This window comes from Variovorax sucrosi, from assembly GCF_051216635.1.
In the GTDB taxonomy this organism is placed as follows: domain Bacteria; phylum Pseudomonadota; class Gammaproteobacteria; order Burkholderiales; family Burkholderiaceae_C; genus Variovorax.
Genome location: NZ_JBPJZU010000005.1, coordinates 305,893 through 331,093, shown reverse-complemented (window position 1 = coordinate 331,093; position 25,201 = coordinate 305,893). Strand labels below are relative to the sequence as shown.

General features: G+C 68.3%; 22 protein-coding genes. 8 read left to right on the top strand and 14 right to left on the bottom strand.

The window, feature by feature from the left end; all coding sequences use genetic code 11:
- Positions 1 to 13: 13 nt before the first annotated feature.
- The 3 genes from glgC to ACSFBE_RS12295 are packed head-to-tail and all read left to right on the top strand — an operon-like array spanning position 14 to position 5,293.
- On the top strand, positions 14 to 1,318 hold the full coding sequence (glgC, locus tag ACSFBE_RS12305; RefSeq protein WP_435490676.1) for a glucose-1-phosphate adenylyltransferase: 1,305 nt from the start codon (positions 14 to 16) through the stop codon (positions 1,316 to 1,318).
- Positions 1,318 to 2,781 (top strand): glycogen synthase GlgA, encoded by a 1,464-nt coding sequence (glgA, locus tag ACSFBE_RS12300; RefSeq protein WP_435490675.1) that lies wholly within the window; start codon positions 1,318 to 1,320, stop codon positions 2,779 to 2,781. The genes glgC and glgA overlap by 1 nt, the downstream gene beginning before the upstream one ends.
- 31 nt (positions 2,782 to 2,812) lie before the next feature.
- Positions 2,813 to 5,293, top strand: coding sequence for a glycogen/starch/alpha-glucan phosphorylase (locus tag ACSFBE_RS12295; RefSeq protein ID WP_435490674.1), 2,481 nt, complete (start codon positions 2,813 to 2,815; stop codon positions 5,291 to 5,293).
- A gap of 111 nt (positions 5,294 to 5,404) precedes the next feature.
- Here ACSFBE_RS12295 and ACSFBE_RS12290 read toward each other — a convergent pair whose 3' ends face one another.
- The 4 genes from ACSFBE_RS12290 to ACSFBE_RS12275 all read right to left on the bottom strand — a co-directional run bounded on the left by ACSFBE_RS12290 (position 5,405) and on the right by ACSFBE_RS12275 (position 8,040).
- Positions 5,405 to 5,860 (bottom strand): ExbD/TolR family protein, encoded by a 456-nt coding sequence (locus ACSFBE_RS12290; protein WP_435490673.1) that lies wholly within the window; start codon positions 5,858 to 5,860, stop codon positions 5,405 to 5,407.
- 19 nt (positions 5,861 to 5,879) lie between these two features.
- Positions 5,880 to 6,575: a MotA/TolQ/ExbB proton channel family protein gene (locus ACSFBE_RS12285; RefSeq protein ID WP_435490672.1), complete on the bottom strand. Its 696-nt coding sequence runs from the start codon at positions 6,573 to 6,575 to the stop codon at positions 5,880 to 5,882.
- A gap of 13 nt (positions 6,576 to 6,588) precedes the next feature.
- Positions 6,589 to 7,389 carry a 4-hydroxy-tetrahydrodipicolinate reductase gene (dapB, locus tag ACSFBE_RS12280; RefSeq protein WP_435490739.1) on the bottom strand — a complete coding sequence of 267 codons (801 nt, stop codon included), beginning with the start codon at positions 7,387 to 7,389 and terminating at the stop codon, positions 6,589 to 6,591.
- 90 nt (positions 7,390 to 7,479) lie between these two features.
- Entirely contained in the window at positions 7,480 to 8,040 is a 561-nt protein-coding gene (locus ACSFBE_RS12275) for an outer membrane protein assembly factor BamE (RefSeq protein ID WP_435490671.1), read from the bottom strand.
- 87 nt (positions 8,041 to 8,127) lie between these two features.
- Between ACSFBE_RS12275 and fur the strand changes: the two genes are divergently transcribed.
- Complete coding sequence (fur, locus tag ACSFBE_RS12270; RefSeq protein WP_435490670.1) at positions 8,128 to 8,547, top strand: ferric iron uptake transcriptional regulator; 420 nt, start codon at positions 8,128 to 8,130, stop codon at positions 8,545 to 8,547.
- A 19-nt stretch (positions 8,548 to 8,566) separates the two neighbouring features.
- On the opposite strand, the gene hprK is transcribed toward fur, so the two are convergent.
- From hprK to ACSFBE_RS12250, 4 genes are all read right to left on the bottom strand, one after another.
- Positions 8,567 to 9,523, bottom strand: coding sequence for an HPr(Ser) kinase/phosphatase (gene hprK, locus ACSFBE_RS12265; protein ID WP_435490669.1), 957 nt, complete (start codon positions 9,521 to 9,523; stop codon positions 8,567 to 8,569).
- A 19-nt stretch (positions 9,524 to 9,542) separates the two neighbouring features.
- Positions 9,543 to 10,010: a PTS sugar transporter subunit IIA gene (locus ACSFBE_RS12260; RefSeq protein WP_435490668.1), complete on the bottom strand. Its 468-nt coding sequence runs from the start codon at positions 10,008 to 10,010 to the stop codon at positions 9,543 to 9,545.
- Between the two features lie 93 nt (positions 10,011 to 10,103).
- Entirely contained in the window at positions 10,104 to 10,433 is a 330-nt protein-coding gene (gene hpf, locus ACSFBE_RS12255; protein WP_435490667.1) for a ribosome hibernation-promoting factor, HPF/YfiA family, read from the bottom strand.
- A 307-nt stretch (positions 10,434 to 10,740) separates the two neighbouring features.
- Entirely contained in the window at positions 10,741 to 12,852 is a 2,112-nt protein-coding gene (locus tag ACSFBE_RS12250) for an ATP-dependent helicase (protein ID WP_435490666.1), read from the bottom strand.
- Positions 12,853 to 13,068: 216 nt separating this feature from the next.
- Here ACSFBE_RS12250 and ACSFBE_RS12245 point away from each other — a divergent pair, with 216 nt between their 5' ends.
- Positions 13,069 to 14,058, top strand: a complete 990-nt coding sequence (locus ACSFBE_RS12245; protein ID WP_435490665.1) for a magnesium and cobalt transport protein CorA — start codon at positions 13,069 to 13,071, stop codon at positions 14,056 to 14,058.
- A 14-nt stretch (positions 14,059 to 14,072) separates the two neighbouring features.
- Here ACSFBE_RS12245 and ACSFBE_RS12240 read toward each other — a convergent pair whose 3' ends face one another.
- The 6 genes from ACSFBE_RS12240 to ACSFBE_RS12215 form a co-directional block, all read right to left on the bottom strand.
- Positions 14,073 to 14,804: a 5'-methylthioadenosine/adenosylhomocysteine nucleosidase gene (locus tag ACSFBE_RS12240; protein ID WP_435490664.1), complete on the bottom strand. Its 732-nt coding sequence runs from the start codon at positions 14,802 to 14,804 to the stop codon at positions 14,073 to 14,075.
- The gene (locus tag ACSFBE_RS12235; protein ID WP_435490663.1) at positions 14,801 to 16,480 is read right to left on the bottom strand and encodes a long-chain-fatty-acid--CoA ligase; all 1,680 of its coding nucleotides are present in this window, start codon (positions 16,478 to 16,480) and stop codon (positions 14,801 to 14,803) included. Before ACSFBE_RS12235 ends, ACSFBE_RS12240 begins: the two co-directional genes overlap by 4 nt.
- Positions 16,481 to 16,551: 71 nt before the next feature.
- Complete coding sequence (locus tag ACSFBE_RS12230; RefSeq protein WP_435490738.1) at positions 16,552 to 17,976, bottom strand: NAD(P)(+) transhydrogenase (Re/Si-specific) subunit beta; 1,425 nt, start codon at positions 17,974 to 17,976, stop codon at positions 16,552 to 16,554.
- Positions 17,977 to 17,978: 2 nt separating this feature from the next.
- Positions 17,979 to 18,308: an NAD(P) transhydrogenase subunit alpha part 2 gene (locus tag ACSFBE_RS12225; protein ID WP_435490662.1), complete on the bottom strand. Its 330-nt coding sequence runs from the start codon at positions 18,306 to 18,308 to the stop codon at positions 17,979 to 17,981.
- 17 nt (positions 18,309 to 18,325) lie between these two features.
- Positions 18,326 to 19,456 (bottom strand): Re/Si-specific NAD(P)(+) transhydrogenase subunit alpha, encoded by a 1,131-nt coding sequence (locus ACSFBE_RS12220; protein ID WP_435490661.1) that lies wholly within the window; start codon positions 19,454 to 19,456, stop codon positions 18,326 to 18,328.
- Between the two features lie 111 nt (positions 19,457 to 19,567).
- Positions 19,568 to 20,110 (bottom strand): outer membrane protein assembly factor BamE, encoded by a 543-nt coding sequence (locus tag ACSFBE_RS12215; protein WP_435490660.1) that lies wholly within the window; start codon positions 20,108 to 20,110, stop codon positions 19,568 to 19,570.
- Positions 20,111 to 20,307: 197 nt separating this feature from the next.
- Between ACSFBE_RS12215 and ACSFBE_RS12210 the strand changes: the two genes are divergently transcribed.
- The 3 genes from ACSFBE_RS12210 to ACSFBE_RS12200 are packed head-to-tail and all read left to right on the top strand — an operon-like array spanning position 20,308 to position 25,186.
- Positions 20,308 to 21,036: a response regulator transcription factor gene (locus tag ACSFBE_RS12210; RefSeq protein ID WP_435490659.1), complete on the top strand. Its 729-nt coding sequence runs from the start codon at positions 20,308 to 20,310 to the stop codon at positions 21,034 to 21,036.
- Positions 21,033 to 22,754, top strand: coding sequence for a FecR family protein (locus tag ACSFBE_RS12205; protein ID WP_435490658.1), 1,722 nt, complete (start codon positions 21,033 to 21,035; stop codon positions 22,752 to 22,754). The genes ACSFBE_RS12210 and ACSFBE_RS12205 overlap by 4 nt, the downstream gene beginning before the upstream one ends.
- 8 nt (positions 22,755 to 22,762) lie before the next feature.
- Complete coding sequence (locus ACSFBE_RS12200; RefSeq protein ID WP_435490657.1) at positions 22,763 to 25,186, top strand: CHASE2 domain-containing protein; 2,424 nt, start codon at positions 22,763 to 22,765, stop codon at positions 25,184 to 25,186.
- The last annotated feature ends 15 nt before the right edge of the window (positions 25,187 to 25,201 follow it).

Sequence of the window (25,201 nt, the reverse complement as noted above, 5' to 3'; positions counted from 1 at the left end):
AGAGACAAAAAACATGGCCGACGATCCAATGCTCCAGAGCCTGCAGGCCCATCAACTGGTTCGCCGCACCATCGCCGTGGTGCTCGCCGGCGGCCGGGGCTCGCGGCTCAAGCAGCTCACCGACCGGCGGGCCAAGCCGGCGGTCTACTTCGGCGGCAAGTTCCGCATCATCGACTTCGCGCTGTCGAACTGCCTGAACTCGGGCATCCGGCGGATGGCGGTGGTCACGCAGTACAAGTCGCATTCGCTGATGCGCCATCTGCAGCGCGGCTGGAGCTTTCTGCGCGCCGAGCTCAACGAGATGGTCGACGTGCTCCCCGCGCAGCAGCGTACCGGCGACGAGCACTGGTACCGCGGCACGGCCGACGCGGTCTTCCAGAACATCGACATCCTGCAGACCCGCTCCACCCGGCACGACTATGTGGTGGTGCTGGCCGGCGACCACATCTACAAGATGGACTACTCGATCATGGTCATGGACCATGTCAAGAACGGCCGGGGCTGCACCGTCGGCTGCATCGAGGTGCCGCGCATGGAGGCCACGGCCTTCGGCGTCATGGCGGTCGACGCCGACCGCAACGTCACCGCGTTCCTCGAGAAGCCGGCCGATCCGCCGGCCATGCCGGGCCACCCCGACCTGGCACTGGCCAGCATGGGTATCTACGTCTTCGATTCCGCCTACCTGTACCAGCTGCTGGAGGAGGACAACGCCCATCCGGCGTCGAGCCACGACTTCGGCAAGGACATCATTCCGCGCGCCGTGGCCCAGGGACGGGCGCTGGCCCATCCCTTCAGCCTGTCCTGCGTCACGCGGGGCGCACGTGGCGGCGATGCGCCGGTGTACTGGCGCGACGTGGGCACGATTGATGCATTCTGGGCCGCCAACCTCGATCTGGCGTCCATCAACCCGGAGCTCGACATCTATGACACCGACTGGCCGATCTGGACCTACCAGCGCCAGCTGCCGCCGGCCAAGTTCGTGCTGGACCACGACGGCAAGCACGGCATGACGGTCAACACCATCGTCTCGGGGGGCTGCATCGTCTCGGGTTCGACGGTGAAGGATTCGGTGCTGTTCTCCAATGTGCGCATCCATTCGTTCTGCCAGGTGCATGCGGCCGTGCTGCTGCCCGACGTCGAGGTCGGCCGGGGTGCGCGGCTGTCGAAGGTGGTGGTCGACCGGGGCTGCAGCATCCCCGAAGGCCTGGTGATCGGCGAAGACGCGGCCGCCGACGCGGCGCGTTTCGAGCGCACCGAGGCCGGCGTGGTGCTGGTCACGCGCGAGATGCTCCAGCGCCTGGGCGCGACGACGCCCTGATGCGCGTCCTCCAGGTCAGCGCCGAGTTCTTTCCCCTTCTCAAGACCGGCGGGCTGGCGGATGTCGCCGGCGCCCTGCCGCTGGCGCTGGCGGCGGCCGGCCAGGACGTCCGCGTGCTGCTGCCGGGCTTCCCAGCCATCCTCGCCGGCCTGGCAGATCACCGCGAGGTCGCCGAACTGCGCGCGCCCTGGGGCCAGCGCGCCGTGCTGCGCAGCGGCCGCCTGACCGCCGCCGGCCCGGGCGGCCCGCAGGTCGCGGCCTATGTGCTCGACGCGCCGGCGCTGTACGACCGCCCCGGCACCCCGTACGAAGACAGCGCGCGCCAGCCCTATGCCGACAACGCCCGCCGCTTCGCCCTGCTGGGCTGGGCCGCCGCCCGGCTGGCACGCGGCCTCGACCCGGCCTGGCAGCCCGAAGTGGTGCACGCCCACGACTGGCATGCCGGCCTGGCGCCGGCCTATCTGGCCTTCGACACCGCCGGTGGACCGCGCGTCGGCAGCGTCTTCACCGTGCACAACCTGGCCTACCAGGGCGTGTTCGCCGCCACCGACTTCGCCGGCCTGGGCCTGCCGCCCGCGGCCTTCGACGTCAACGGGCTCGAGTACCACGGCCAGCTTTCCTTCATGAAGTCCGGGCTCTACTTCTCGGACCGCCTCACGACCGTGAGCCCGACCTATGCGCGCGAGATCCAGACGCCGGAACAGGGCTGCGGCCTCGACGGCCTGCTGCGCGGGCGCAGCGGCGTGCTCACCGGCATCCTGAACGCGGTCGACGACGCCGTCTGGGACCCGGCCACCGACGCCCTGCTGCCGCACACCTACGATGTGCGTCGACCGGGCGGCAAGGCGCTGTGCAAGGCCGGCTTGCAGCAGGAACTCGGCCTGGCGCCCGACCCGGACGCACCGCTGTTCGTGATGGTGAGCCGGCTCACCGAGCAGAAGGGACAGCCGCTGGTGCTCGACGGGCTCGACGCGCTGATCGCGCAGGGCGGGCAGCTCGCGCTGCTGGGCAGCGGCGAGCGCTGGCTCGAAGACGCGTTTCGCGAACGCGCCGCTGCGGCACCGCAGTCGGTGCATGCGACCATCGGCTACAACGAGCGCTTCGCCCATCGGCTCTTCGGCGCCGGCGACGTGACGCTGGTGCCGTCGAAGTTCGAGCCTTGCGGACTGACACAGATGTACGGCCTGAAATACGGTAGCCTGCCACTGGTGCACCGCGTCGGCGGGCTGGCCGACACCGTGGTCGACTGCACGCTCGAGGACATCGCCGACGGCCATGCCACCGGCTTCGTGTTCGACGGCTTCGACGCCGCCGGCTTCGACCGAGCCCTGCGCCGCGCCTTCGCGCTGTACCGCCGACCGGCCGACTGGCGCCGCGTGCGGACCACCGCGATGCGCCGCCCGGCCGACTGGCAGGCGGCCGCCGCACGGTACGTCGACGTGTACGCACAGTCGCTCGCCTGAGACCTTTTTCATTTCAACCCTCCCCACCACCATGACGATCGAAGACTTCGCCTACGACCATCCCGACCGCGACGTGGCCGCGTTCAAGCGCGCGGTGGCCAACAAGCTGATCTACGCCGTCGGCAAGGACCCGGTCGCCGCCAGCCCCGACGACTGGCTCAACGCCACCGCGCTGGCCGTGCGCGACCAGCTGGTCGAACGCTGGATGGCCACCACGCGCGCCAGCTATGCGCAGGACTTGAAGCGCGTGTACTACATGTCGATGGAGTTCCTCATCGGCCGCACCTTCACCAACGCCCTGCTGGCGCTCGAGCTGCAGGACATCGTGAAGCAGGCGCTGGCGGACTTCGGCGTCGACATCGCCGCGATCACCGAGCGCGAGCCCGATGCCGCGCTGGGCAACGGCGGCCTGGGTCGCCTGGCCGCGTGCTTCCTCGACTCGATGGCCACGCTGGGCGTGCCGGGCTTCGGCTACGGCATCCGCTACGAATACGGCATGTTCCGCCAGAAGATCGTCGACGGCCAGCAGGTCGAGACGCCCGACTACTGGCTCACCCGCGGCAACCCCTGGGAATTCCAGCGGCCCGAGGTGACCTACCGCGTGCGCTTCGGCGGCCATGTGCAGCGCCGCGAAGACGCCACCGCCGGCGGCGCCGCCGACTGGGTCGACACCCACGACGTGCTCGCGGTGGCCTACGACACCATCATCCCCGGCTACGGCACGCAGGCCACCAACACGCTGCGGCTGTGGTCGGCCCGCGCCACCGAGGAAATCGACCTGTCGGCCTTCAACCGCGGCAACTACATGCAGGCGGTGGAGAGCAAGAACCACTCGGAGAACGTGTCGCGCGTGCTCTACCCGGACGACTCCACCGCCTCGGGCCGCGAGCTGCGGCTGCACCAGGAATACTTCTTCGTCAGTGCCAGCGTGCAGGACCTGCTGCGCCGCTACCTGCGCACCCACAAAACCTTCGACCGGCTGCCCGAGAAGGTCAGCATCCACCTGAACGACACGCACCCGGTACTGGCCGTGCCGGAGCTGATGCGCCTGTTGCTCGACGAGCACGGCCTCGACTGGGACACGGCCTGGGGCCACACGCAGAAGGTCTTCAGCTACACGAACCACACGCTGATGCACGAGGCGCTGGAAACCTGGCCGGTCGAGATGATGGGCCGCATCCTGCCGCGCCACCTGCAGATCCTCTACGACATGAATTCGCGCTTCCTGGCGACCGTGACCCAGAAGCTCGGCCACGACGTCGAGCTGCTGCGCCGGCTGTCGCTGATCGACGAGACCGGCGAGCGCCGCGTGCGCATGGCCTATGTGGCGGTGCTGGCGAGCCACTCGATCAACGGCGTGTCGGGCCTGCACTCGGAGCTGATGAAGCAGTCGATCTTCTCGGACTTCAACAAGATCTTCCCCGAGCGCTTCAACAACAAGACCAACGGCGTCACGCCGCGACGCTGGCTGGCCCAGGCCAACCCGCCGCTGGCCGCGCTGCTCGACCAGCGCATCGGCCGCGGCTGGCGCCGCGACCTGACACAGCTCCAGGCGCTGCGCCCGATGGCCCAGCAGGCGCCCTTCGTGCGCGCCTTTCGCCATGCCAAGCGCGAGAACAAGCTGCGACTGGCCAATTGGATCGAACAGAACCTGGGGCTGGTGGTCGACACCGACGCGATGTTCGACGTGCAGGTCAAGCGCATCCACGAATACAAGCGGCAGCTGCTGAACGTGCTGCACGTGGTCGCGCGCTACCGCCGCATCGTGGCCGCGCACGAAGCCGGCCAGACCTGCGACCTGGTGCCGCGCGTGGTGGTGTTCGCCGGCAAGGCGGCCTCGGCCTACCATGCGGCCAAGCTGGTGATCCGCCTCATCAACGACGTGGCGGCCGTGGTCAACAACGACCCGCGCGTCGGCAAGCTGCTGAAGGTGGTGTTCCTGCCGAACTACAGCGTGAGCCTGGCCGAGATCATCATGCCGGCGGCCGACCTGAGCGAACAGATCTCCACCGCCGGCACCGAGGCCTCGGGCACCGGCAACATGAAGTTCGCGCTCAACGGCGCGCTCACCATCGGCACCCTCGACGGCGCCAACGTCGAGATGAAGGACAACGTCGGCGACGACAACATCTTCATCTTCGGCAACACCACGCCCGAGGTCGCGGACATCCGTGCAAGCGGCTACCAGCCGCGCAGCTACTACGAGTCGAACGCCGAACTGCAGGGCGTACTCGACGCGATCCGCGACGGCGTGTTCTCACCGGGCGAGCCGGCGCGCTACCAGGGTGTCTTCGACACGCTGGTGAACTGGGGCGACCAGTACCTGCTGCTGGCCGACTACGCCAGCTATGTGGCGGCGCAGGAGAAGGTCGACGCGCTCTACCGCGACGCCGACGCCTGGACGCACAAGGCGATCCTCAACGTGGCCGGCATGGGCGCCTTCTCGTCGGACCGGACGATCGCGGAATACGCGCACCAGATCTGGCACACGAAGCCGGTGGCATTAGGCTAACCCCCGGAGCTTGCCCACTTCGTGTGGCTGCGCTCTCCCCCTTGCAGGGGACAACACCAGCGGCCCGGCAAAGCCGGTTCCGCGGTGTTCCACGAAAAGACTTTGCCGCCTTCAGCGAGCAGATGGTGTCTCGGTCACGAAGCCGATGCGGCTGAGCCCGGCCTTGTGGGCGGCGGCCATCAGCGCGACGATGCGGCCGTAGGGCACGGTCTGGTCGGCGCGCAGCTGGACCTCGGTGTCGCGGCTGTCCGCACCGGCCCGCGCCAGCCGCGCGGCGAGCTCTTCTTCGGTCACCGGCTGGTCGTTGACGAAGAGCTGCCCCTTGGCATCGACCGCCACGGCGATCGACTTCGGCAGCTGGCCCGTCTTGCCGGCGTCGGTGCGCGGCAGGTCGAGCCGGATCGCGCTCGCCATCAACGGCGCGGTGATGATGAAGATCACCAGCAGCACCAGCATCACGTCCACCAGCGGCGTCACGTTGATGTCGGACATCGGCCGCTGCCCGCCCGCGCCGGTCGCCCGCCCGCCGCTCGCGCTGGATCCGAGGGAGGTGCGACCGAAGGCCATGCGCCGCGCTCGCGAAGGCTCAGACCGGCAAGGGCCGCGCCGGCGGCAGCGGCGCCGCCGCCGGGGCTTCGCCGAAGACGGCCAGCAGGTCGTGCGCGAAGCCCTCGAGCTCGACCTCGATGCGGCCGATGAGGCGGCCGAACACGTTGTAGGCCAGCACGGCCGGGATCGCGACGGCCAGACCGAAGGCGGTCATCACCAGCGCCTCGCCGACCGGACCGGCGACCTTGTCGATGGTGAAACCACCCGCTTGTCCGGCGATGCCCGCCAGCGCGCCGTGGATGCCCCACACCGTGCCGAGCAAGCCGACGAAGGGCGCAGTGGCGCCGACGGTGGCCAGCAGGATCTGGCCGGACTGCAGCCGCCGCAAGGCCGCATGCAGTGCGTCGCGCAAGGCCCGGGTGAGCCGCTGGTTGCGGTCACCGGCCTGGCCGAGCGTCGCGTCGGTCGTCGAGGTCGCGAGCGCCTTGAGCGCAGCGACAGCCGGCAGCACCAGACGGGGACTGTCGAAGGCACGCAGACTCTGCTCGGCCTCGGTGACCGAAGGCGCCTGCCAGAACGCGGCGATGCTGCGCAGCACGGCGCCGGTCCCGCCGCGCAGCAACCAGCCCTTGAGCAGGATCGCGACCCAGCTCGCGACCGACATCAGCAGCAGCAGCGCCGCCACCGTGCGGCTGACGATATCGCCCTGGGCCAGCAGTTGCAGAAGGCTCATGGGCGTGGCGGCTTCAGCGCAGGCCCAGCACGTCGAACATGTCGAAGAGCCCCGTCTTCTGCGTTGCCAGGAAGCGCGCCGCGCGCAGGCTGCCTTGCGCATAGGTGCTTCGGCTGCCCGACTTGTGGGTGATCTCGATGCGCTCGCCGGTGCCGGCGAAGAGCACGGTGTGGTCGCCGACGATGTCGCCGCCCCGGATGGCCGAGAAACCGATGGTCGACGGGTCGCGTTCGCCGGTGATGCCTTCCCGGGCATAGACCGCGCATTCCTTCAGGTCGCGGCCCAGCGCCTCGGCAATGACCTCGCCCATCTTGAGCGCGGTGCCCGAGGGCGCATCGACCTTGTGGCGGTGGTGCGCCTCGATGATCTCGATGTCGTAGCCGGTCGACAGCGCCTTGGCCGCCATCTCCAGCAGCTTGAAGGTGACGTTCACGCCCACGCTCATGTTGGGCGCCATGACGATCGCGATGTCCTTGGCCACCTCGGCGATCTCGGCCTTCTGCGCCTCGCTGAAGCCGGTGGTGCCGATGACGGCCTGGACGCCGAGTTCGCGGCAGACGGCGAGGTGCGCCAGCGTGCCTTCGGGCCGGGTGAAGTCGATCAGCACCTGCGCGTCCTGCAGCCCGATGCGCAGGTCGGCGGCGATCGAGACACCGCTGGTGAAGCCGAGGAAGGCGGCGGCATCGCGGCCCAATGATTCACTGCCATCGCGGTCGAGTGCGCCGGCCAGGCGGAAGTCGTCGGCTTGGCGCACCGCCTCGATCAGCATGTGGCCCATGCGGCCGGAGGCGCCGGCGATCGCGACGCGGCGCAGTGCGCCGGAGGGGGAGGTGGTTTCGGTCACGCGGATTCAGCCTTCAAGGAAATCGCTCGACGCCGCAGGCTCCGCCGCGGCGGCCACGCGTCAGCGCGCGGCTTCCAGCGGGGGGTAGCTCGGCGGCAGGGGCGGTAGCGGGGCCGGCGTCGCGCCGGCAGCGGTCTCGCCCGCGCTCTTGGCCGGCGTGAACTTCTTCAGCTGGTCTTCGGACGCCTGAAGCTCGGGCACCTTGCCGCTGAACTTGCGGGCATCCAGGCCGGCCACGAAGTCCTGCTCGCTGGGCATCTCGTCGCCCACGAAGCGCTCGAGCACCTCGCCGTTGAAGAACAGGGTCAGGCGGCGCTGCTGCGGCTCCACACCCTGGCGACGGATGGTGAAGACGTAGTCCCAGCGGTTGGCGTGAAAGACGTCCGTCAGCAAGGAGGTGCCCAGGATTTCGCGGATCTGCTGGCGCGACATGCCGGGCTTGAGGGCCTCGACCTGCTCCTTGGAGACGAAGTTGCCCTGGACCACCTCGACCTTGTAGGGCGTCACGGCGTCCAGCACGCCGCGCGTGCGATCGGCCATGCCGCTACAGGCGCCCAGCGACAGACTGGCGACCACGGCGGCCGCCAGCAACCACAGGCGCGTTTGGGGATTGGCAAGCATCGGGAAAAGGGGTAGCGATATGATCGACCCATTGTAGCGGCTGCCCTTTTCCGGATGGCCCCACACACGGCTGGCGCAGGAATGACCATGGGCAACATCGACGAACTCAAGAACACCGGCCTGAAGGCCACGCTGCCCCGGCTGAAGATCCTCGAGATCTTCCAGGCCGGAGGCCAACGTCACATGACGGCCGAGGATGTGTTCCGGGTGCTGCTCAACGAGCATTCCGACATCGGCCTGGCCACGGTGTACCGCGTGCTCACGCAGTTCGAGCAGGCCGGCATCCTGGAGCGCAGCCACTTCGAGAGCGGCAAGGCGGTCTACGAACTCAACGAAGGCACGCACCACGACCACCTGATCTGCACCTCCTGCGGCAAGGTCGAGGAGTTCTACGACGCCGAGATCGAGCGCCGCCAGCAGATGATCTCGAAGGACAAGGGTTGGATCCTGCAGGACCACGCCATGTCGCTGTACGGCCTCTGCGCCGACTGCACTTCCCGTCGCTGATCGCGTCGCTGGGCGCTGCTCAGTCCGCGCTGCCCGCTTCCATCGCCTTGTGGTGGCGCGCCACGAAATCGGCGTAGGTGTCGATGCCGCGCAGCTGCAGGATCGAATTGCGCACCGCGGCCTCCACCAGCACCGCGATATTGCGGCCGGCGACAACCTGGATGATGACCTTGCGCACCTGAATGCCCAGCACGTCCTGGGTCAGCGGCGCCGCCGGCATGCGCTCGTAGTCGCGCTCGAAGCTGTCGCGCCGCACCAGGTGGACGATCAGCTTCAGGCGCATCTTCCGGCGCACCGCCGTCTCGCCGAAGATCGCACGGATGTCGAGCAGGCCGATGCCGCGCACCTCCAGCAGGTTCTGCAGCAGCTCGGGGCACTTGCCTTCGATGGTGTTCTGGTTGATGCGAAAGAGGTCGACCGCGTCGTCGGCCACCAGGCCGTTGCCACGTGAAATCAACTCCAGGCCCAGCTCGCTTTTGCCCAGCCCGGACTCGCCGGTGATCATCACGCCCAGGCCCAGGATGTCCATGAACACGCCGTGCATCGAGGTGCGGTCAGCGAAATGCTTCGACAGGTAGGCCCGCAGCAGGTCGATGACGTGGGCCGAACCCTCGCGGGTGGCGAAGAGCGGCAATTGGGCGCGCTCGCAGATCGACAGCAGTTCGTCCGGCGCCGCCTGCCCGTCGGCCAGCACCAGCATCGGAGGCTCGAGCGTGACGATGCGGGCGATGCGACGCGCACAGTCCTCGGGGGTGCCGCGGGTCAGGTAGGCGATCTCGCGCGCGCCCAGGATCTGGACGCGGTACGGATGGATGTAATTGAGGTAACCGACCAGGTCGGCGGCCGATTGAGCCTGGCTGATGACCTCGGCGTCGAACTGCCGCTCGGAGGCGCCGAGCCCGGCCAGCCACTCCCAGCGGAGCGGCCCGCGGAACTCCTCGAACATCGCGTCCGCACTGATGACCGTCGGCTTCATGCGCGGCGCACGGCGAGGATCAGGCGATCTGGGCGGATTGCCACCCGGCAATCAGGGCGTGCAGCGCGCTCGCGTCGGTGCTCGACTTGATCTGCTCGCGCAGGCCGGCGTCGCTGAGCAGCTCGGCGATTTCCGAGAGGATTTCCAGGTGTTTCTGGGTCGCGGCTTCCGGCACCAGCAGGAAGATCAGCAGCACGACGGGCTGCTCGTCGGGTGCGTCGAAGCCGATCGCCTGGGCCAGCTGGAAGACCGCCGCCATCGGCGACTTCAAGCCCTTGATGCGACCGTGCGGAATGGCGACCCCGTGACCGAGACCGGTGGAACCCAGCCGTTCGCGGGCGAAGAGGCTGTCGGTGATCAGTGCGCGCCCGAGGCCGTGCAGGTTCTCGAACAGCAAGCCGGCTTCCTCGAAAGCACGTTTCTTGCTGGTGGCGTCGACGCTCACGAGGACTTGAGCGGGCGGCAGGATGGACGCGAGACGATTCATGGTGGGGGCGGAGCGGGGGCGATTATGCACCCGCATCGTAAAAAGCAAAGGGCCACCCGAAGGTGGCCCGCAAGAGTGTTTGCCCGCAGAGGCTCACATCAGGCGTTTCGGCGCGGCGTGGTGGTGGTCCTGCAGACGGTCTTTGTGGCGGACGACCTGGCGGTCGAGCTTGTCGACCAGTTCGTCCACGGCGGCGTAGAGATCAGCGTGACTCGATTCGGCGAACATGTCGCTGCCCTTCACGTGGATGTTGCATTCCGCCCTTTGGCGGCCCTCCTTCTGCTTTTGCTTTTCCACCGTAAGGATCACCTTGACATCGACCACCTGATCGAAGTGCCGGGTGATCCGGTCCAACTTGGTGGTGACGTAGCTGCGCAAGGCCGGGGAAACGTCGAGGTGATGACCGCTGATCGTCAAATTCATGAATGACCTCCAGATTGACGGTTGGGAAAATGCCCAGCGCTCCGGGATTGGGGCGTGAGCGGCGAGATTCGGTGCGGGGGGGTTGAACAAGAAGAGGAGAAGGTCGGTTCACTATGCCCAAGGCCCTGGCGGATTGCAATGCCCCTGTCACATCCGCTTCCACTTCTTTTGACACCGACCCGGCTCAGCTACCAATTGCATAGCATTCACAGGAGGCGCCGCCACTGTTGTCAGGGCCATGAACACCAAAGTCCGCCTGCCGAGCAGCCCTGCCGCCGACCCTGGCATGTCACCACGACGGGGGCGATCAGCGCCAGGCCGCACGCATCCGGGCCAGCAGGTCGATGGCCGCGGCCGGTGCCGGCACATGCGGCGCCTGGACCGGCGGCGGCGGCCAGGTCTGCTGCTCGAAGCGGCTCGCGTCGACCTCGGTGATGAAGCGGGTGCGCCCGGCGTACAGGTGCCGGTCGCCGCGGGCCGATTGCTGCGTCACGTAGAAGCGCTGCGGCACCAGCAGATGCAGATGGTCCTTGGCCCGTGTCATGGCGACGTAGAGCAGGCGACGCTCTTCCTCCAGTTCCTGCGCTCCCTGGGCCACATCGGCCGGCAGGCAACCATCCACCACGTTGAGCACATGCACCGAGGTCCATTCCTGACCCTTGGCCGAATGGATGGTCGAGAGGATCAGGTAGTCCTCGTCGAGCAGCGGCGGTCCGGCGCGGTCGCTGGTGGCTTCCGGCGGATCGAGCGTGAGCTCGGTCAGGAAGCGCTCCCGCGAGCCGTAGCCAGCCGCCAGTCGCGCCAGTTGTTCGACGTCGCCACGCCGCACGCCGGCGTCGTCGTGCAGCCGCTCGAGATGCGGGATGTACCAGTCCAGCGCCAACGCCATGTCGGCAGGCCAGGCCAGCGCCGGCGCGCGCAGTGCGGCATAGGTGTCGGCGAAGCGGGCCCATTCGACCTGCGCGGACGCTGGCGGCACGAAGCCCTGCACCGCGGTCGCGGGGTCCGCCGCCTGGTCCATGGCGTCGAGCAGCCGCGTTGCCGTGGCAGGGCCGATGCCGGGAATCAGCTGTGTCACGCGAAAACCGGCCATGCGCCCGCGCGGGTTCTCGGCGAAGCGCAGCACCGCAAGCAAGTCCTTGACGTGCGAGGCCTCGAGGAACTTGAGGCCGCCGTACTTGACGAAGGGGATGTTGCGGCGGGCCAGCTCGAGCTCGAGGGCGGCGCTGTGGTACGAGGTACGGAACAGCACCGCCTGCGACTTGAGCGCCAGGCCGCCTTCGCGGTGCGCGAGCACGCGATTGGCGACCCACTGGGCCTGCTGCGCTTCGTCGGGCACCAGCACCAACTGCGGCCGGCCGGCCGAGGGCTTGTCGGTCCAGAGCGTCTTGGCGTGGCGCTCGGCAGCAGCAGCGATCACCGCGTTCGACACGTCGAGGATCGGCTGCGTCGAGCGGTAGTTGCGCTCCAGTGCGACCACCCGCGCCGGCTGGCCGAACTGGCCCGGAAAGTCCAGGATGTTGCGCACGGTGGCGCCGCGGAAGGAATAGATCGACTGCGCGTCGTCGCCCACCACGGTGAGCCCGCGCCCGTCGGGCTTCAGCGCCCGCAGGATCGCGGCCTGCAGCCGGTTGGTGTCCTGGTACTCGTCGACCAGCACCTGGTCGAAGCGCGCGCCGAGTTGCGCCGCGAGCGCCGGCTCGGCCACCATGGCGGCCCAGTAGAGCAGCAGGTCGTCGTAGTCGAGCACGTGCTGCTGCTGCTTGGCCTCGACGTACGCGGCGAACAGGCGCTTGAGCTCGGCCTCCCACTCGGCGCACCAGGGAAAGGCCTGGGCCAGCACCTCGGCCAGCGGCGCGCAGGTATTCACGACCCGCGAATAGATCGACAGGCAGGTCCCCTTGCGCGGAAAGCGCTTCGTGGTCGCCGACAGGCCGATCTCGTGGCGCACCAGGCCCATCAGGTCTTCGGCGTCGCCGCGATCGTGGATGGTGAAGTTCTCGTCGAGCCCGATCTGCGCCGCGTACTCGCGCAGCAGCCGGGCGCCGATGCCGTGGAAGGTGCCAGCCCACGGCAGCGCCGGCGCCGCCTCGGAGCGCAGGCCGAGCACCCGGGCCGCCACCTGGCCGGCGCGGCGCGCCATCTCCTGCGCCGCCCGGCGCGAGAAGGTCAGCAGCAGGATGCGCTGCGGATCGGCGCCCTGCGCGATGAGGTTGGCCACGCGGTGCGCCAGCGTGCTGGTCTTGCCCGAACCGGCGCCGGCGATCACCAGCAGCGGCCGCACGTCGTCGAGCGCGGCACCGACGCCATGCTCGACCGCGGCGCGCTGCGCGTCGTTGAGCGTGGCCAGCGCGGCGGCCAGGCGCCCGGCCTGGGTCGTGGCCGGATGCGGCAGGGAAACGGTGTCGGGCGTTGGCATCGGAGGCCGCACTTTACTGGATGCCCATCCAGTTGCAAAGCCGATGGCGTCATGTTGCAGTGCCATAATCGCGCCTCGCTGCAACCCCGGAGATTTCGCATGGACAGCTATCCGTCTCGGCAGCTTTCAACTCCCTTCTGAGCGTCGTTGGCGAGGGTCTTGAAAGCGCCACCTTCCCGCCGCCAACCGCAAGACCCCAATCCCCGGGAGTGAGCCATGCTCAACATCTTCTCGCTCGCCAACGGGCGCCTCGTTCAGGAAGAGATCGAGGCCCTCGAAGAGCTGTCCCAGTTCCAGCCCATCTGGGTCGACCTCGAGTCGCCGACGGTCGAGGAAAAACGTTGGATCAAGCAGTATTACGGCCTGTCCATCCCCGAAGACGCGATGGACGAGGACATCGAGGAGTCCGCCCGCTTCTACGAGGAAGACAACGGCGAACTGCACATCCGCAGCGACTTTTTGATCGATGACGACGAGAACCCGCGCTCGGTGCGCGTCGCCTTCATCCTGAACCAGCACAACGCCGAGCTGCGCAGCCGCGGCGTGCTGTTCTCGATCCACGACGAAGACGTGCCGGTGTTCCGCCTGCTGCGCATGCGCGCGCGCCGCGCACCAGGCCTCATCGAGGATGCAAAGGAAGTGCTGCTCAAGCTCTTCGACGCCGACGCTGAATACTCGGCCGACACGCTGGAGAACATCTACGACGAGCTCGAGGTCGCCGGCAAGAAGGTGCTCGAAGGCAACGTCAGCGACGAACTGGCCGGCGAGGTGCTGGGCGCCATCGCACGCCAGGAAGACTTGAACGGCCGCATCCGCCGCAACGTGATGGACACGCGCCGCGCGGTCAGCTTCATGATGCGCAGCCGCATGCTGAACGCCGATCAGTTCGAGGAGGCGCGGCAGATCCTGCGCGACATCGAGTCGCTCGACAACCACACGGCCTTTCTGTTCGACAAGATCAACTTCCTGATGGATGCAACCGTCGGTTTCATCAACATCAACCAGAACAAGACCATCAAGATCTTCTCGGTGGCCAGCGTCGCGCTGCTGCCGCCGACGTTGATCGCCAGCATCTACGGGATGAACATGAACATTCCCGAGGTGCAGGCGCTGGGCGGGGGGGCGTACTTCTATGTGCTGCTGTTGATGGCCGCGAGTGCGCTCGGGCCGATGTGGTACTTCCGCCGCCGCGGATGGCTGAAGTAGCCGCAGCCTGAAGGTCAGCCTTTTGGCAGACCGCGCAGCAGCGTCTCGACGATCGCCGCCGAATACGGGCTGGCGACCGTACGGATGAACTGCAGGAAGTCCCCATGCGCGGCGTCGTCTGCGCGGTCGGAGATCGTGCGAACCGCTGCAAAGGGCACACCGAAGTCATGGCATACCTGCGCGAATGCGGCGCCTTCCATCTCCACCGCGAGCGCGTCGGGCAACTCGGCCTGCAGCGCACGGGCCTCTGCCGTGGTGGAGACGAAGCGGTCGCCGCTGATGACCAGACCTCGATGCACCCGCGCCTGCGGCAACGCTGCGCGCGCCGCTTCGCACAGTGCCGAGGCCAGATCGGCATCTGCAGAGAACCGGCTGCGGCCGTAGAGCGGCACCTCGTGGCGCGGAAAGATCGGCGAGGCATCCATGTCGTGTTGCAGGAACTCGCTGGCCACCACCACGTCGCCGACCTGCACGCCGACACCGAGGCCACCCGCCACGCCCGTGAAGACGACGCGGCCGACCTGGAAACGCTCGGCCAGCACGGCCGCCGTCGTGGCCGCCGCGACCTTGCCGATGCGCGCGAGCACCGCGACGACTTCGTGCCCGTGCAGATGCCCCTGCCAGAACGCGCGGCCCGCCACCACGACCTTGCGCTCGTCGGGCATGAGGTCGAGCACCGCTGCCAGTTCCTCGTGCATGGCCGCGACGATGGCGATGGGCGCGGCGGCGCGCACCGCGGCGCTCACTTTTTCACGTCGCGCAGCTCGCGTCGCAGGATCTTGCCGACCGGCGTCTTGGGCATGTCGGTGCGGAACTCGATCACCTTCGGCCGCTTGTAGCCGGTGAGGTTCTCGCGGCAGTAGTCACGCACCTGCTCCTCGGTGAGGGCGGGGTCCTTCTTGACGATGACCAGCTTGACGGCCTCGCCGGTCTTGTCGTCGGCCACGCCGACCGCAGCGCATTCGAGCACGCCCGGCATCATGGAGGCCACGTCCTCGATCTCGTTCGGGTACACGTTGAAGCCCGACACCAGGATCATGTCCTTCTTGCGGTCGACGATCTTGAAGAAGCCGCGCTCGTCGACGATGCCGATGTCGCCCGACTTGAACCAGCCGTCGGGCGTCATGACCTTCGCGGTCTCGTCCGGCCGCTGCCAGTAGCCCGCCATCACCTGCGGACCCTTGATCGCGATCTCGCCGGACTGCCCGGGCGCGACCGGTTGGCCGGCGTCGTCGAGCAGCGTCATGTACGTACTCGGCAGCGGCACGCCGATGGTGCCGGTGTAGGCCTGGCTGGTGGTCGGGTTGCAGCTGACCGAGGGCGATGTCTCCGACAGGCCATAGCCCTCGCAAATCGGGCAGCCGGTCTTCTCCAGCCAGAGCTTGGCCACGGCCCCTTGCACCGCCATGCCGCCGCCGACGGAAACCTTCAGGTTCTTCCAGTTCACGGTGCCGAAGTCGGCATGGTTTGCGATGCCGTTGAACAGCGTGTTGACGGCCGGGAAGCAATGGAAGGTGTGCTTGGACAGCTCCTTCAGCGTGGCGGCCATGTCGCGCGGGTTCGGGATGAGGATCACTTTCCCGCCGGTGCGCAGGCCCAGCATCATGTTCACCGTGAAGGCGAAGATGTGATACAGCGGCAGCGCGCACACGCTGGTCGGTTGTTCGTCGGCCGGCACCTTCTGCATCACCGGGTCGTTCCAGGCCTCGGATTGCAGCACGTTGGCGATGATGTTCCGGTGCAGCAGCACCGCGCCCTTCGACACGCCGGTGGTGCCGCCGGTGTACTGCAGCACCGCGACGTCGTCGGGGCCGATGGTCGACGGCCTCATGCCGCGTGAGGCGCCCTCGCCCAGCGCCGCATTGAAACGCACGGCGTGGGGCAGCTGATAGGGCGGCACGAGCTTCTTGACCTTGCGCACCACGTAGTTCACGAGCGAGCCCTTCAGCAGGCCCAGGCGGTCGCCCATCGCGCCGAGCACGATGTGCTTGACCGGTGTGGACGCCAGGCAGTGCTGCAGCGTCGCGGCGAAGTTCTCCATGATGACGATGGCCTTCGCGCCGCTGTCCTGCAACTGGTGCTCGAGCTCCCGCGGCGTGTAGAGCGGGTTGACGTTGACCAGGATCAGCCCGGCCCGCAGGATGCCCGCGACCGCGATCGGGTACTGCGGGCAGTTCGGCATCATCACAGCGACCCGGTCGCCCTTGACCAGCCCCAGCCCCTGCAGGTAGCCGGCGAAGGCGCGGCTGTGACGGTCGACGCTGGCGTAGCTCACGTCCGTGCCCATGAAGCTGTAGGCGGTTCGATCGGCATACTTCGAAAAGCTCTCGTCCATCAGCCCGACCAGCGAGTTGTACTGCGAAGGATCGATGTCGGCCGGGACACCCGGCGGATAGCTGCCGAGCCAGGGACGATCGGTCATGTCGTTGTCTCCACGTCAGAAAGAAAAGAATGCGACGCCGGCAGGTCGGCACCGCTCGGAGCCGCAGCGGGCTACTCGATCGCCTTGCCCATGTCCTCGACCACCTTCTTGGCGTCGCCGAAGACCATCATGGTTTTGTCCATGTAGAACAGTTCGTTGTCCAGACCCGCATAGCCCGCAGCCATGGAGCGCTTGTTCACGATCACGGTCTTGGCCTTGTAGGCCTCCAGGATCGGCATGCCGTAGATCGGGCTGCCCTTGGTGTGCGCGGCCGGGTTCACGACATCGTTGGCCCCCAGGATGATGGCCACGTCGGCCTGACCGAACTCGCCGTTGATGTCCTCCATCTCGAAGACCTGGTCGTAGGGCACCTCGGCCTCGGCCAGCAGCACGTTCATGTGGCCCGGCATGCGCCCGGCCACCGGGTGGATCGCGTACTTGACCGTGATCCCCTTTTCGGTGAGCTTTGCCGCAAGCTCCTTGACCGCATGCTGCGCGCGCGCCACCGCCAGGCCGTAGCCCGGCACGATGACGACCGTCTCGGCGTTGCTCAGCACGAAGGCCGCGTCGTCGGCGCTGCCGCTCTTCACGCTGCGCTGCACCGCACCGCCCGTGGCCGCCGCGGTCGCATCGCCACCGAAGCCGCCCAGGATCACGTTGAAGAAGCTGCGGTTCATCGCCTTGCACATGATGTAGCTCAGGATCGCGCCCGAGCTGCCCACCAGCGAGCCGGCAATGATCAGCATCGCGTTGTTCAGGCTGAAGCCGATGCCGGCAGCGGCCCAGCCCGAGTAGCTGTTGAGCATCGACACCACGACCGGCATGTCGGCCCCGCCGATCGGGATGATCAACAGCACGCCGAGCGCGAAGCCCAGCGCAATGACCAGCACGATGTCGATCCAGCTCTGCGAATGCCAGAAGCCGAACACGAAGAAGGCCGCCGCCAGGCCGAGCACGGCGTTGAGGATGTGCTGGCCCTTGAACTGAACCGGCGCGCCCTGGAACAGACGGAACTTGTATTTGCCCGAGAGCTTGCCAAACGCGATGATCGAACCGGTGAAGGTCACCGCGCCGATGAAGGCGCCGAGCGCGAGCTCGATGCGGTTGCCGCCCGGGATCGGCGCGGCGTGCGCCGAGATGCCGAAGGCCCAGGGTTCGGCCACCGCGGCCACCGCGATGAACACCGCCGCCAGGCCGATCATGCTGTGCATGAAGGCCACCAGCTCGGGCATCTTGGTCATCTCGACGCGCCGGGCGGCGATGGTGCCGGCCGTGCCGCCCACCAGCAGGCCCAGCAGCACCCAGCCCAGACCAAGCGCCTTGCCACCGGCGAGTTCGACAATCAATGCGGCGGTGGTCAGCGCGGCGATCGCCATGCCGGCCATGCCGAACATGTTGCCGCGGATCGAGGTGGTCGGGTGGCTCAGGCCCTTGAGCGCCTGGATGAAGAAGACCGACGCCACCAGGTACAGCAGCGTGACCACGTCCATGCTCATGCTCATGCTGCGTCTCCCTTGTGGGAAGCGGGCGCCTTCTTCTCTTTCTTCTTGAACATCTCCAGCATGCGCCGCGTGACAAGAAAGCCACCGAACACATTGACCGCCGCCAGCGCCACGGCGAGCACGCCCATGGTCTTGCCCAGCGTGGTCTCGGTGAGCGCGGCCGCCAGCATCGCGCCGACGATCACGATCGCCGAGATCGCGTTGGTCACCGCCATCAGCGGCGTGTGCAGTGCGGGCGTGACGGTCCACACCACGTGGTAGCCCACATAGATGGCCAGCACGAAGATGATCAGGTTGATGACGGTGTGAGAAACGGCGGTGTCCATGGCTTGGCTCCTTGTTCTTATGTGCGGGTGACCTGGCCGTCCTGCGTGACCCGGCACGCCGCCACGATGTCGTCTTCCAGGTCGATCTTCAAGCCGCCGTCCTTGGGCAGGATGAGCTTCAGGAAGTCGAGCACGTTGCGCGCATAGAGCGAGGATGCGTCGGCCGCCACCAGCGCCGGCAGGTTGGTCTCGCCGACCAGCGTCACGCCGTGCTTGACGACCGTGCGGTCGGTCTCGGTCAACGGGCAGTTGCCGCCGACACCGCCCGCACCCTTGCCCGCGGCGATGTCCACGATGACGGAGCCGGGCTTCATGGACCGGACCATGTCCTCGGTGATGAGGGTGGGCGCGGCCCGACCGGGGATCAGCGCGGTGCTGACGACGATGTCGGCCTGCGCCACCCGCTTGGCCACCTCGGCCTGCTGACGGGCGAGCCAGCTGGCCGGCATCGGCCGCGCATAGCCGCCCACGCCGACCGCGGCCTCCTTCTCTTCGGCCGTCTCGTAGGGCACCTCGATGAACTTGCCGCCGAGCGACTCCACCTGCTCCTTCACGCTGGGGCGTACGTCGCTCGCCTCGATCACGGCGCCCAGCCGCTTGGCCGTGGCGATGGCCTGCAGACCGGCCACGCCGACACCGAGGATGACGACGCGCGCGGCCTTCACCGTGCCGGCGGCGGTCATCAGCATGGGGAAGAAGCGCTGGTAGGCATTGGCCGCGATCATCACGGCCTTGTAGCCGGCGATGTTGGCTTGCGAGGACAACACGTCCATGCTCTGGGCACGGGTGGTGCGCGGGGCCGCCTCCAGGGCGAAGGCCGTGGCGCCGGCCTCGGCAAGACGTTGCAGGCCGGCGGAATCGAAGGGGTTGAGCATGCCAACGACCACGGTGCCGGGCTTCAGCAGCGCAGCCTCGGTGTCCGACGGCGCTCGGACCTTCAGCACGATCTCGGCGCCGAAGGCGCCTGCCGCATCGGTGATCTGTGCGCCCGCCGCCTCGTAGGCCGCGTCGACCGCGCTGGCGGCAAGCCCGGCGCCCGACTGCACCGCCACCGCATGCCCCTGCGCCACCAGCTTCTTGGCTGTCTCGGGCGTCACGCTCACTCGGGTCTCGCCGGCCACTGTCTCGGCCGGAACGCCAATCAACATGGGGAATCTCCTCGGGCAGCAGCGGGCTGCGTTGTTTTGCGCGCCGAGCTTACCCGAAGACGTTTGGCTGACCGGGCGCGGCGGGCGCGCGCCCATTCTCGCGGCTGTCGCTCAGGGCGCGACGCTCGCCGACTTCGTCGGCCTCAGTGCCGGTGACAACCATTGCCCGCACGCGTCGGGACGCCAATGGAAACGGCGGGCGACGTAGCGGCTGTCGAAGAGCACCTTGTACTGGCAGGTCGTGATGCCGCCGCCGCTGTAGAAATGGAAGATGTAGTCCCACTCGCGAACCGCCCCGATGCCTTCGCTGAAGTGCGGCGGACCGAACCAGTGCAACAGTTGCGCCTTCCGCACCCCGGGCTCGAGTTCGCGCAGCACCGTCCGGTCGGGGAAGATGCCGTCGGGCCACGTCGCGTGCTGGATCGGCGGAAAGACCACCTGGCGGACCTCCCCATCGTCGCGCAGGCCCTCGCTGACATGGGTTCCGCAAGCCGAGAGCGCCGCCGCCGCCAGCGCGCAGAGATATCCGGCGACGCCGAGGCGGGCACGTCCTGGCGCGAGCGAGCGGGGACGTCGTCGTTCCGCCGCGTCTACGCCCGGCGCGAACCCCAGACCGTTGCTTTTCACTTGCTGCTCCTTTGCTGCGGCATCCATGCGGCAATCACTGTAAGCACGCGACGGCCCGCCGGTTGACACGCAAATTCGTAAACCGGAACTTTGGCACTTAATGACAATTGTTAACCATTGAGATTGCGTTCAATGCACTAGTTGACAGTTGCAAGACTTGCCACAATGGTGGATGACGGTATCGGGCACCTAGACTCGCGCCGTCAATCAAGGGAGTAAGAAAAATGCGAATTGCAGCGCTTGACGACGAGTCGGGCCAGCTCGACCTCATCAAAACGACGATGGAGGGCATTGGTCACGAGTGTCATGGATTCTCGGAGGGCCGATCCCTCCTGCGTGAACTGCGGCAGCAGAGTTACGACCTTCTGATCCTCGACTGGACGCTGCCGGACGTTCAGGGCCCCGCGGTGGTGCAGGCCATTCGCGAGGACCTCAACAGTCGGCTTCCCATCCTGTTCGTCACCAACCGGCGCGAAGAGGCCGACATGGTCGAAGGCCTGCGCGCCGGCGCCGACGACTTCATGGTCAAGCCGATCCGGGTGGGCGAACTCGAAGCCCGTGTGCGTGCGCTGCTGCGGCGCGCCTATCCGGCACAGCACGAGCCCGAACTCATCTTCGGGCCTTACCACTTCTATCCGCACTCGCGGGTGCTGAAGGTCAAGGGCGAGACGTCCGAGCTGAAGCACCGCGAGTACGAGCTGGCCCTGTTCCTGTTCCAGAACCTCGGGCGCCTGTTGTCGCGCGAACACCTGCGCGAAGCGGTCTGGGGTCTGGGCGCCGAGAACCCGTCGCGCTCGCTGGACACTCACATCTCCCGGCTTCGGACCAAGCTCGACCTCCGGCCGTCCAACGGCTTCCTGCTCTCTGCCATCTATGGCCTGGGCTACCGGCTGGAGGCCATCGAAGGCACGGACCTTTCCGTCACACGCGGGCCGAACAGCACCGCCCCATGAGGGCCGCGCTGGTGTTTCGCGGGCACCTGTCCGCGATGCTGCTGGCCGGGTTGCTGGCCCTGGGCAGCGTGCAAGCCGCGCCGCCCGGAGGCGATGTGCGGCACCGCGTGGTCGCGGGCGACACGCTGCAGGCGCTGGGCGAGCGCTACCTCCGCTCGCCATCGCAATGGCGCGAGCTGCAGTCGTTGAACAAGATCGATGACCCGCACACGTTGGTGCCGGGCACCGTGGTCCGCGTGCCGCGCCGGCTGCTGCGACCCGCCGGTTTTGCGACGGCCAGCGTCGAATTCGTTCAGGGCCGTGCGCTGGGCGTGGGGCCGAGCGCGGCCGGCAAGGGTGCGCCGGCCACGGACGATCCGGCCGCCCCGCTCGTCGCGGGCGATGCCGTCACGGAAGGCACGCGCATCCAGGTCCCCAAGGACGGCTATCTCCGGCTGCGGCTGGCCGACGGGTCGGTCGTGCGGGTGCTGGCCGAGTCCGACGTGGAGCTCAAGCGGCTGCGCAGCAAGCGGGCGACCGGCCCGTACGAATCGGTCATCGACGTACGCCGCGGGAGGGTCGAATCCGATGTCGCGCCACAACCCAAGGGCCGCCGCTTCGAGATCCATGCCCCCGGCGCCGTGGCCAGCGTGCGCGGCACGCGTTTCGACGTCTCGGTGGCGGCCGACGGCCGGGTCTCCGCGGGGGTGGCCGAAGGCGTGGTGAAGCTCCAGCCCCGCAAGCCGAAGTTCCGTAGCCCCCGCAGCACCGACCTTCAGGCCGGCGAAGGCGCCGTGGTCGCAACCGACGGCCAGCTGGGCCGCCGAACGGCGTTGCCGAGCGCGCCGGACCTCTCCACCGTCCCCGCTTCCTTCGAAGACGCGGACCTGTTCATCCTGCATCTGCCGCCGCTGGCGCCAACGGCATCCGGCTACGAGGTGCGCATCGCGCCCGATGCAGACATGCATGCGGTGGCGCGCAACGGCATCTTTCCCACGCGCCGCGTGCAATTCCCGGCCCTGGACGACGGCGACTACCTCCTGAGCGTGCGCACCGTCGACGCGGACGGGCTCGCCGGTGCCGAGTCTCGCCTGCGCATCCGCGTCCATGCGCGACCGGTGCCTCCGCTCTATCAGGCACCCGCCCCGGGCGCACGCCTGACCGCCGACATCGGCCAGTTGGTCTGCTCCGACGTCGCCGGCGCCGACGGTGTGCACCTGCAGGTCGCGCCGACGGCCGACTTCACGCACCCGGTGCTCGACAAGGTGCGCCAGGGTACCTGCCGCTTCGGTGTTGCAACGCTCGCGCCGGGAGACTATTGGTGGCGTGCGGCCTCGGTGGTGCGAGCGGCGAGCGGGTCGCTGCGGCGCGGCCCGTTTGCGGCGCCGCAACCGTTTACCGTGGTCGCAGCGCCGGCCGTGCTTGGGGTGGAACTCGACGAGACCAGTGAGACGCCGACGCTGCGCTGGCAGGCGGAGGCCGGCCAGACCTTCCGGGCGCAACTGGCGCGCGAGCCCGACTTCGCCGCGCCGCTGCTCGACATGGACCTGGACACGCCCTCCTGGACCCTGCGCGGCGTGCCGCGCGGCAGCTACCACGTGCGGCTGCAGGCCCGCGATGCCTCCGGCCTGGTCGGCCCCTTTTCTCCGGCACGCCGCGTGCGGGTCGGTCCGGTGGTGCGGACCCTCGATGGCGGCACGCTGAATTCCAGCGATGGCGTACCGGTCGATCGGCCTTGAGGGTTCGCATGCCCGCAGTGCCCCCGCCCGACGGGTCGCCCTCGCGCCGCGAGCCGCGCGGGCGCCCGGGCAGGCGCGCCCGGATGCACCGGATGCTGCTGAACCGGCTGCCCTGGCTCCTGCTGGCCTGCGGGCTGGTGTTCCTGGTCACCCTGCTGACGCTGACGCAGCCGATGCCGCGCTTCGACCGCATGCTGCAGGACAACGCCCGTGCCGACATGCGGCAGCCGCCATCCAAGGACATCGTGATCGTGGCGATCGACGAGAAGAGCATGGCGACGATCGGCCGTTGGCCGTGGCGGCGGGCGCTTCATGCCGAACTGCTGCGGCGCATCGCGGCCGACGGCCCGCGGTGCATCGGCCTCGATCTGTTGCTGACCGAACCCGACCAGGAGCATCCGCGCGACGACGCGGTGCTGGCCGCCGGCATCGCCGACGCCGGTTGCGTCGTGTTGCCGATGGCCCTGCAGTCACGCGGCTCGCTGTCGCAGTCCGAGTTGCTGCCGGTGCCGATGCTGGCCGACGCCGCCTCCGCCATCGGGCATGCGCACCTGTCGATCGACGAAGACGGCATCGTGCGCAGTGTCTACCTGCGCGAGGGCTTCGCGGGCCGGGCCTGGCCGCACTTCGCGCTGGCACTCCAGCAGGCGGCCGATGCCTACGGACGGGACCTGGCGATGCCGGAGGAGCCCGATGCGCGCCGGCTGCCCGCATCCGGTCCCGGCCCCTGGGTGCGCAGCCACCACGAAGTGGTCATCTTCACCGACGGCGCGCCGCCCTTCCCCACCGTCTCGTACATCGATGTGCTGCGCGGTAGCGTGCCGCCGGGCACCTTCCGCAACCGCTACGTGCTGGTTGGCTCGACGGCAGCCGGTCTGGGCGACACCTATGCCACGTCCGCCCCCAAGCCCACCGGCCTGATGCCCGGCGTCGAGATCTTCGCCAGCGTGCTCCAGGCCCTGACGAACGACCGCCGGGTGGTGGTCGCCACCCCGTGGCAGGACCTGGCTTACAACCTGATTCCCATGGTCGTCGGGCTGCTCGGCCTGCTGTGGCTGCGGCCGGTCGCCGTGGCGGCCCTGATCTGCGCCATGCTGGCGCTAGGGCTGGGCCTGCACAACGCGCGGCCATGGGTCGGCATCCAGTTCGCGCCGGCGGCCGGCTTCCTGGGCCTGACGCTGGTCTATCCGCTGTGGAGCCTGATGCGGCTGACGGCGGCGCTGCGCTACCTGCGCTGGGGCACCGAGCAGCTCAACGACACCATGGACGGGATGCCGGTGCCCCGCCCCCCGCACCTGACCGGTGACTTCCTGGACCGGCAGATGGCGGCGACCTCCGCCGCCGGCCTGCGCATGCGCGACCTGCACCGCTTCGTGCGCGACGGCATCGACCACATGGCGGACGCCACGCTGGTGCTCGACCGCAGCGGCCTCGTCTTCATCGCCAACCTGGCGGCGGCCCGGCACTGGAAGACGTCGGCGCCGGCCCTGGTCGGGCAGGACGCGCACGCCCTGCTGGCCGACCTGCGCTGGCGCACCACCGGCGGTCCGATGGTCCTGCCCGGCGCGCTGCGTGCGCCCACGTTGGGCCCGATCCTGGGCGAGGGCGAGGATGCGGCCGGCCGCATCCTGCTGCTGCGCTGCGTGCCTTTCTTCGACGCACGCAACCAGCATGCCGGCTGGATGAGCGCACTGGTCGACATCACGACGATGCGCAACGCACAGAGCCAGCGCGACGAGGCGCTGCGCTTCATCTCCCACGACATCCGCGAACCGAGCGCATCGATCCTGACCGCGCTCGAGCTCGCGCGGACCCGGCCCGCCAGCTTGAATGGCGCGGCCCTGCTCGGCCGCATCGAGCGGCATGCGCTCACCGGCCTCGAGCTGGCGGACGGCTTCGTCAATCTGGCGCGGGCCGAAGCACAACCCTTCCGCGCCGAGGTGCTGGACCTGCTGGACCTGCTGCATCAGGCGATCGACAACGCCTGGGTCATGGCGCGCAAGAAGCAGGTGCAGGTGCAGCTGATCACCACGCTCGACGAAGCCCTGTGCGTGGCCGACCGCAGCCTGCTGACGCGCGCCCTGACCAACGTACTGAGCAATGCGCTGAAGTATTCGCCCGTCGGCGCGATGCTGCCCTGCAGCGTGCAGGCGCGCGCCGGCAGCTGGGCGCTGTCGGTGCAGGACCACGGCCCCGGCATTCCCGCCGAGCTACAGTCACAGTTGTTCCAGCCCTTTCACCGACTGCACCGCGAAAGCCATCCGCAGGTCCATGGCGTGGGGCTGGGCTTGCTGCTGGTGCGGACCGTCGTGCAGCGACATGGCGGAACGATCGAAATCGACAGCGCAGCCGACCTGGGCTGCACCGTCACCCTGGTGCTCCCCCAACCCACCACGGCCGACATCGAAGCCGTGACCAACGACAAGGAATGAAGCAATGATCCGGAT